This window comes from Dyella sp. ASV21 (genome assembly GCF_016428975.1).
GTDB lineage: Bacteria > Pseudomonadota > Gammaproteobacteria > Xanthomonadales > Rhodanobacteraceae > Dyella.
Genome location: NZ_JAELTT010000354.1, coordinates 1 through 313 on the forward strand (window position 1 = coordinate 1; position 313 = coordinate 313).

The following is a 313-nucleotide window of genomic DNA, read 5'->3' on the forward strand; positions in this document are numbered from 1 at the left end:
GCCACCGGTGATGTGGGCCATGCCATGCACCGGCTGGTTCTTCAGCAGGTCCAGCATCGGCTTGACGTAGATGGTGGTCGGCGCCATCAGGGCATCGGCCAGCGTGACGCCGCCAAGGTCCAGATCCTGTCTCTTATACACATCTGACGCTGCCGACGACAACGTTCGGGTGTAGATCTCGGTGGGCGCCGGATCAGTAAAAAGGGGGGGGGGGGGGGGGGGGGGGGGGGGGGGGGGGGGGGGGGGGGGGGGGGGGGGGGGGGGGGGGGGGGGGGGGGGGGGGGGGGGGGGGGGGGGGGGGGGGGGGGGGGGG

General features: G+C 74.4%; 1 pseudogene. It reads right to left on the reverse strand.

Going from position 1 to position 313, the window contains the following annotated elements:
- A pseudogene (locus JHD67_RS21910) lies at window positions 1–132 on the reverse strand (AIR synthase-related protein); the annotation flags it as partial.
- Between the last annotated feature and the right edge of the window lie 181 nt (window positions 133–313).